Annotated in this window: 8 protein-coding genes; 7 read left to right on the top strand and 1 reads right to left on the bottom strand. The window is 68.4% G+C overall.

Going from position 1 to position 6,979, the window contains the following annotated elements:
• The first annotated feature begins 86 nt into the window (after window positions 1–86).
• The 5 genes from ACMUOO_RS15870 (at window position 87) to ACMUOO_RS15850 (ending at window position 4,672) form a co-directional block, all read left to right on the top strand.
• Window positions 87–905, top strand: coding sequence for an NAD-dependent epimerase/dehydratase family protein (locus ACMUOO_RS15870; RefSeq protein ID WP_301919216.1), 819 nt, complete (start codon window positions 87–89; stop codon window positions 903–905).
• Window positions 906–914: 9 nt separating this feature from the next.
• On the top strand, window positions 915–2,123 hold the full coding sequence (locus ACMUOO_RS15865; protein WP_301919215.1) for an NAD(P)/FAD-dependent oxidoreductase: 1,209 nt from the start codon (window positions 915–917) through the stop codon (window positions 2,121–2,123).
• Between the two features lie 21 nt (window positions 2,124–2,144).
• Window positions 2,145–3,110, top strand: coding sequence for a LysR substrate-binding domain-containing protein (locus ACMUOO_RS15860; RefSeq protein WP_301919214.1), 966 nt, complete (start codon window positions 2,145–2,147; stop codon window positions 3,108–3,110).
• A gap of 78 nt (window positions 3,111–3,188) precedes the next feature.
• Window positions 3,189–3,926 (top strand): SDR family oxidoreductase, encoded by a 738-nt coding sequence (locus ACMUOO_RS15855; protein WP_301919213.1) that lies wholly within the window; start codon window positions 3,189–3,191, stop codon window positions 3,924–3,926.
• Window positions 3,923–4,672: an SDR family NAD(P)-dependent oxidoreductase gene (locus ACMUOO_RS15850; RefSeq protein ID WP_413855713.1), complete on the top strand. Its 750-nt coding sequence runs from the start codon at window positions 3,923–3,925 to the stop codon at window positions 4,670–4,672. Before ACMUOO_RS15855 ends, ACMUOO_RS15850 begins: the two co-directional genes overlap by 4 nt.
• Before the next feature lie 107 nt (window positions 4,673–4,779).
• Here ACMUOO_RS15850 and ACMUOO_RS15845 read toward each other — a convergent pair whose 3' ends face one another.
• Window positions 4,780–5,364, bottom strand: coding sequence for a flavin reductase family protein (locus ACMUOO_RS15845; RefSeq protein WP_301919211.1), 585 nt, complete (start codon window positions 5,362–5,364; stop codon window positions 4,780–4,782).
• Window positions 5,365–5,440: 76 nt separating this feature from the next.
• Between ACMUOO_RS15845 and ACMUOO_RS15840 the strand changes: the two genes are divergently transcribed.
• Window positions 5,441–5,944 carry a GNAT family N-acetyltransferase gene (locus ACMUOO_RS15840; RefSeq protein ID WP_301919210.1) on the top strand — a complete coding sequence of 168 codons (504 nt, stop codon included), beginning with the start codon at window positions 5,441–5,443 and terminating at the stop codon, window positions 5,942–5,944.
• Window positions 5,945–6,029: 85 nt separating this feature from the next.
• Complete coding sequence (locus tag ACMUOO_RS15835; protein WP_301919209.1) at window positions 6,030–6,809, top strand: EcsC family protein; 780 nt, start codon at window positions 6,030–6,032, stop codon at window positions 6,807–6,809.
• Window positions 6,810–6,979: the final 170 nt, after the last annotated feature.

Here is a 6,979-nt window from a genome sequence, read left to right as displayed (position 1 = left end):
CGCATTTCGACGGCCACGTCGGACGAGGTCCTGACCGAGGCCATCGCCCGCATCGCCCGCGCCGTCGCCGCGCTTGAGTACCCGAAATGAGCCCGCACTACGACACGATCCTGATAACGGGCGCCGCCGGTCGCCTTGGCACAGAGCTTCGGCGCGGCCTTGCCCCCCTGGCGCGCAAGCTGCGGCTTGCGAGCCGCGAGGGTATCGCGACGCTCGCCCCGAACGAGGAGTCGGTCGCCTTCGATCTGGCAGACGAAGCAGCGGTTCTGAAGGCGACGGAAGGCGTTGACGCGATCGTCCATTTCGGCGGTGTCCCGAACGAGCGGCCGTGGGAGGAAATCCTCAATTCCAATATCCGCGGCAGCTATCACATCTACGAGGCCGCGCGGAAGAACGGCGTCAGGCGCGTGGTTTATGCCTCGTCCGTCCACGCGATCGGCTACCACCGGCTGGAAGACCATATCGACACGGCGGCCCCGCACCGGCCGGACGGTCTTTACGGCCTGTCGAAATGCTTCGTCGAAGATCTTGGCCGCCTCTACTGGGACAAGTTCGGCATCGAAAGCGTGGCCTTGCGGATATTCTCGTCCTTCCCCGAGCCGGCCGACCGCCGGATGCTCTGGTCCTGGCTGTCCTTCGAGGACTGCAACCGCCTGACCGCCGCGGCCCTGACCGCGCCGCGCGTGGGCTTCACCGTGTCCTTCGGCATCTCGGACAATACGGTGAAGCCGGTGGACAATCGCCTGGCCGATCATCTCGGCTATCGGCCGCAGGACAATACGGAGCCGTTCCGCGCCGCGGTCGAAGCGCGCACGCCGGTTCCCGACCCGAAGGCGCCTGCGGTTCAGTTCCTGGGCGGCTGGTTCGTCGATCTGGGGCATCCGGACGACAAGGCGGGAGCGTGAGGCGACAGAATGGACCAGAGCTACGATGTGGTCATCGTCGGCGGGGCGGTCATCGGCTCGTCCGTTGCGTATTTCCTGTCGGCAAACCCGGATTTCAGGGGTTCGGTCCTGGTGGTGGAACGCGACCCGACCTATGCCAGGGCGGCAACCTCCCTGTCCTCCTCCTCGATCCGGGTGCAGTTTTCCAATCCGATCAACGTGAGGATCAGCCAGTACGGGTCCGCCTTCATCAAGGACTTTGCGCGGACCATGCAGGTCCGGGGCGAGGCGCCGCCCGACCTCAATTTCCATCAGTGCGGATACCTGTTCCTTGCCGCAACCGAGGATCAGGCGCGGACCCTCGGCGAGAACCACGAGGTGCAGCGCGCCTGCGGGGCGGACGTCGTGCTCTGGGACCAGGAGGAACTGGCCCGCGCCTTCCCGCATCTGAATGTCGATGACATCCGGCTGGCAAGCTACGGGCAGTCGGGCGAGGGGTGGTTCTCGAATACCGGGCTGATGAACGGTTTCAAGGCCAAGGCCCGCGAACTGGGCGCGGATTACGTGACCGACGAGGTTGTCGCCATCGGCCGCGCGGCGGCATGCGTGACCTCGGTCACGCTGAAATCCGGCGCGGTGGTGCGGGCCGGGACCGTCGTCAATGCCTCGGGGCCCCGCGCCGCGCTGACCGCACGGATGGCGGGGCTCGACGTGCCGGTCGAGCCGCGCAAGCGCACGCTCTTCGTCTTCGACTGCGCCAGGACCCCGGAAGGCAGCGCTACCGTCAACCATGGCCGCCTTCCGCTGATGATCGACCCCTCGGGAGTCTTCTGCCGCCCCGAGGGCAGATACTTTCTGTCGGGGGGCGTTCCGACCGATGACCCGGCGGTGGACTGGGACGATTTCGAGCCGCAGTGGGAAGAATTCGAGGACCAGATATGGCCCGCGCTTGCCGAACGCTCGCCCGCCTTCGAGGCGATCAAGGTGGTGAACCAGTGGGCCGGTCACTACGACTTCAACACGCTCGACCACAACCTGATCGTGGGCGCGCATCCCGAGGTCGCGAACTTCATCTACGCCAACGGCTTTTCGGGCCACGGCCTGCAACAGGGTCCCGCCGCCGGGCGCGGCGTGTCGGAACTGATCACCTATGGCGGCTTCCGCACGCTGGACCTTTCGGAAGTGGGCTATGAAAGAATCGTCGAGAACCGGCCCTTCCTGGAAAAGGCGGTGATCTGACGCCATGGCAGGTGACCCGGCATGAGCAGCGCCTTGTCCCGGCTACCGCCGCTGAACGCGCTGCGCGTGTTCCACACCGTCGTGCGGCACCGTTCGTTTCGCGCGGCGGCGGACGAGCTGAGCGTCAGCCCGCAGTCGGTCAGCCAGCAGATCAAGCTCCTCGAAGGCACGCTGGGGGCGGAGCTTTTCGAACGCAGGGGCCGCGCCATCGAACCCACCGAGAAGGCGATCCTGCTTGCCCATTTCGTGCAGGCGGCCTTCGACGAACTTGCCGAAGGGGTGCGCCGGGTGGCGAAGTCCGCCAGCCGCAACCGGATCAACGTGAACGCCAGCCCCTATTTCGCCACGCGCTACCTGCTGGACCGCATAACCCGCTTCCGCGAGACGGTGCCCGATGCCGACCTGCGCCTGACGACCATGGTCGACCTGCCGGATTTCGTGGCCGACGACGTGGACGTGGCGATCCAGTGGGGCTTCGGCACCTGGACGGGCTGCGAGGCGACGCTTCTCCTGCGTGACTACAAGGTGATCTGCTGCACCCCCGAGCTTGCCCGCCGTATCGCCGGACCCGAGACGCTGCGCGAGCTTCCCCTTCTGCACCCGGTCCTGTCGGCCGACCTCTGGCCGAACCTGCTGCGGCACATCGGGGTCGCCGATCGGGTCGGCAAAGCCGACATGCAACTGCAGGACGCGGCCACGATGCGCCGGGCGACGCTGGCCGGGCTGGGGGTCGGCCTGATCTCCACCATCGACGCGGCCGAGGATCTGAAGCTGGGCAAGCTGGTCGCGCCTTTCGGCCGTGACGTGATGCACGGGATGCCGGAAGATCAGGTTCCGGGGTTCTACCTTGTCCTCCCGAGGGCCCATCGTCGGGTGAAGACGATCGCGGCCTTCTGCCGCTGGATCGAGGCGGAGCGCTGGGACGGCCCGGATGAAAGCCAACTGCGCCGGCTGACAGGCCGGGGCGCGTCGGTCCGCGACACATGATCCTTGCGGTCGGACGTCTATTCTTCATCGGGGGCCGCGCCGATCCGGTGCAGCCGGCAATAGCAGAGGGGGGCTGGCATGGCGCAGGCCTTGGTGACGGGGGCGACAAGCGGGATCGGGCGGGCCATTGCGCTGGCCCTGCGCTCTGCCGGCCATCGGGTCGTGGCGACCGGGCGCAATGAGGCGGCGCTTGCCGAACTGGCGGCACTGGGTATCGAGTCCCTGGTCCTTGACCTGGCCGACCCGACGATTCTTTCGGCGCGGCTGGCCGCCGTGCAGGAGCGGTTCCGGCCAGAAATCCTGGTGAACAACGCCGGCATGGTCACCGCCCCCGGCGACTTCTGCGACATGGCCGAGGCGGATATCCATCGCCTGATCGCCACCAACCTGACGCAGGCGCTGATCGTGACCCGTGCCATGGCACCGGCGATGCGTGCGCAGGGACGGGGGCACATCTTCTTCACTGGCTCGGTCGCCGCGCATGCGCCCTATCCCAACATGGCCGTCTATGCAGCGACCAAGGCGGCGCTCGGCGCCTTCGCACAGAGCCTGCGGCTCGACCTCTCGGCGGCGGGCGTCCGGGTGACGGAGATCGTCGCCGGCCGGGTGGAAAGCCCGCTTTACAAGGACGTGCTGCCGGCCGAGGCGCGTGCGGCGATGTATGCCGGGCAGACCGCCGTCCGGCCCGAGGATGTCGCGGCGATGGTGCTGGCTGTCCTGAACCTGCCGCCGCATGTGGACGTCGCCCGCTTCGACATCCTGCCCACGCGCCAGCCCGTCAGCCCCCAGGTCCCCGCAGCGGAGAAATCGAAATGAAAGGCTTGTCAGTTGTCATCGTCGGCGGTGGCGCCGGGCTCGGGGCGCTTCTGGCCCGGATGTCGGTGGCCGAGGGCGCTTCGGGCCTCGGCGTCATCGACCTGAACGCCTCGGCGGCCGAAGCCGCGCTGGAGCCCGCCCGGGCGGCGGGCATTCCGGCGGCCTTCGCGGCTTGCGACATACGCACCGCCCCGGCGGCCCACGAAGCCTTCGCCAGGGTCGCAGGGGAACTGGGCCGGGTCGACACGCTGGTCAACTCGGCGGCGATCTACCCGCGCAAACCGATCCTCGAGATCACCGATGCCGAGTGGGATGCCTCGAACGCGGTCAACGTCAAGGGCACCTATCACATGATGGTCGCTGCGGTGCGCCACATGCAGCGCCACGAGCCGATAGGCCGGGTGCGCGGCCGCATCGTCAACATCACCTCGGTCGACGCCTTCAAGGCCCATCCGCAGAACGCGCACTACGCCGCGACCAAGGCCGCCGTTGTCAGCCTGACAAAAAGCATGGCGCATGCCGTCGCGCCGGACGGTATCCTTGTGAACTCTGTCGCGCCCGCCGGCATGGCGACGGAAAAGGCGCGGGAACTCGGGTTCCTGGAAGAACTGGCGCAAGCCAGCCCGCTTGGTCGCGGCGGCGAGGCCGAGGAAATGGCCGAATGGGTGCTGATGGCAGGGGGCCCCCGGAACACCTACATGACCGGCGAGAACATCATCGTCTCGGGCGGCTACATCTATGCCTGACACGGGCAGGAATGCCCTGAACCTGCGGAGGGCGAGGCACCGGCCGGCAGCGCGGGTTCCGGGCACGCGGTGCCGCCGACCGTGCGCGGCGTGCCGCCCTGGTCGGGTCACTTATCCCCAGGGCGGACCATCTCGAAGACTTCGGTCACGACGGAATAGTCGCGATAGCCGCCACGGGCCAGCGCGCCGAAGCGGGTCACGTCGAAGCGGCCGTTCACGAGGCAGTCGTCGCGCAGGTGCACGCCCCTGACCTCGCCGATGACGAGGTGGTTGTCGGGGCCGCGCAGCCGGATCACGTCCACCAGTTCGCATTCGAGACAGGCCGGCGCGTCGGCCACGCGAGGGCAGGGGATGGTCATGCACTCGGCCCTGGCCACTCCGGCAAGGGTGAACTCGTCCGTTCCCGGCGGATAGAGGCCGGAGGTGACGTTCATCTTCTCGCGCCGGGCATGTTCCACGGTGCTGATCGAGAAGACGCCGGTCTCCACGATGTTGCGAAGCGAATCCTTCGATGCGTTCGAGGCGAACATGACCTGCGGCGGCGTGTAGGCGAGCGCATTGAAGAAGGAATAGGGCGCGAGATTGTCGCCCATGGCGCCACGCGTCCCCACCCAGGCGATGGGGCGGGGATTGACGATGGCGCTGAAAGGGTTGTGCGGCAGGCCGTGGCCGTCTTCGGGGCGGTAGAACATGGCACCTCATTCGGGTTTGAACCGATCCTGCCCCCATGCTAGGGGCGATTTCCAGCGGAATCGGGGAGCGGCGCGCGTGTACCGGCTTGAGGAGGAGACGGAGGCCGACTGGTGGGAGGTCGAGGCGCTCTATGACCTCTGCTTCGCGCCGGGGCGGAGGGCGTTGTCTTCCTACCGGCTCAGGGACGGGGTGCCGAAGGTCAAGGACCTCTGCCACGTGCTGCGGGATCACGACGGCACGCTCGCAGCGGTGATCCGCTACTGGCCGGCCGAAGTGGCCGGGAAGCGGATACTGCTGCTCGGCCCCGTGGCGGTGCATCCGACACGCCAGGGCGAGGGGTTGGGCGGGCTTCTCATCCGCGAAAGCCTCGCCGAGGCACGGCGGCTCGGGTGGGAGCGGGTTCTCCTGGTGGGGGACGCGCCCTATTACCGGCGTTTCGGGTTCAAGAAGCTCGACGGTGTGGAGATGCCACCGCCGACGAACCCGGAGCGGGTGCTCGGCCTCGCGCTGAAATCCGGCGCCTGGGAGGGGGTGACGGGAGCGGTGACCAAGGCACGGGGCGACGGCGGGGCGGATTGACGAAGCCCGGATTGACGAAGGGAAGGCGGCGGCCCATGTCTTTCCGGCGGGCCCCCGGCGCCCGGCAAGGACAGGAGAGCGGCCCGTGACCACCGAGATCGCGACGTCTGGCGAGCGGCCGATCACGCCTGCGGCGGCGGCGGAGATCGCCCGTCTCGCCGCACGTGCAGGCGCGGCGCGGGGCTTGCTGATGACGGTCGTCGGATTTGCCGGCTCCAAGGCGGAGAACGCGCTGGAGGCGCTGCCGGATGCAGCAAAGGACGCAATCGAGGCCGCGACGGAACGGGCGCTGGAATTCGCATACCGCGGTGCGGAGGCGGCCGGGAAGGCGCAGCGTGCGCCAGAGATGGGCCGCCATGGCCACGCGCTCGCCGCCGTCGTGACCGGCGCGGCCGGCGGCTTCGGCGGGCTCGCCTCGGCCGCGGTGGAGATTCCGGTGACGGTGGGGATCATCTTCGCGGCGATTCAGAAGGCGGCGCGCGCCGAGGGGTTCGACCCGGCGGACGAGGCGGTGCGTCGGCAGTGCCTGATGGTCTTTGCGGCCGGCGATCCGGTTGACCCGGCGGACGACGGCGTCAACACGAGCTTCCTGATGAGCCGGGCGATGATCTCGGGGGCGAGCCTGCACCGGCTCATCGCCACGGTGGCGCCCCGGCTGGCCGCGGCCCTGACCCAGAAGCTGGCGGCGCAGGCGATTCCGGTTCTCGGCAGCGTCGCCGGGGCAGGCATCAACTATGCCTTCACGCGGTACTACCAGGACCTCGCCGAAATCCGCTTCGCATTGATGCGGCTGGCGCGGGACCACGGCGAAGCCGCGGTGACGGCGGCCTTCCGTCAGGACCGCGGGCTCGTCGCCCCGAAGTGACGACCCTCAGATATCCTGCCCGGCGAGCCAGTCCATCACGGCTGGCCGCAGGTTGGCGGCACCGGTGGTACATTCGCGCTCGATGAGCGCGCGAAGCTCGGTCAGGTCCACCCGGCGGATCAGGTGCTTGACCGGGCCGACGGAGGCCGGCCGCATCGAAAGCGTGCGCA

This window comes from Albidovulum sp., from assembly GCF_041919395.1.
Lineage (GTDB): Bacteria > Pseudomonadota > Alphaproteobacteria > Rhodobacterales > Rhodobacteraceae > Albidovulum.
The sequence above is the reverse complement of the archived record's forward strand: the minus strand, read 5'-3'. Positions and strand labels throughout refer to the sequence as shown.

Bases quoted from the DNA above. Each gene is read 5' to 3' on its own strand.
- ACMUOO_RS15865 (WP_301919215.1), top strand. From the start codon at position 915: ATGGACCAGAGCTACGATGTGGTCATCGTCGGCGGGGCGGTCATCGGC.
- ACMUOO_RS15860 (WP_301919214.1), top strand. From the start codon at position 2,145: ATGAGCAGCGCCTTGTCCCGGCTACCGCCGCTGAACGCGCTGCGCGTG.
- ACMUOO_RS15870 (WP_301919216.1), top strand. From the start codon at position 87: ATGAGCCCGCACTACGACACGATCCTGATAACGGGCGCCGCCGGTCGC.
- ACMUOO_RS15855 (WP_301919213.1), top strand. From the start codon at position 3,189: ATGGCGCAGGCCTTGGTGACGGGGGCGACAAGCGGGATCGGGCGGGCC.
- ACMUOO_RS15850 (WP_413855713.1), top strand. From the start codon at position 3,923: ATGAAAGGCTTGTCAGTTGTCATCGTCGGCGGTGGCGCCGGGCTCGGG.
- ACMUOO_RS15845 (WP_301919211.1), bottom strand. From the start codon at position 5,364: ATGTTCTACCGCCCCGAAGACGGCCACGGCCTGCCGCACAACCCTTTC.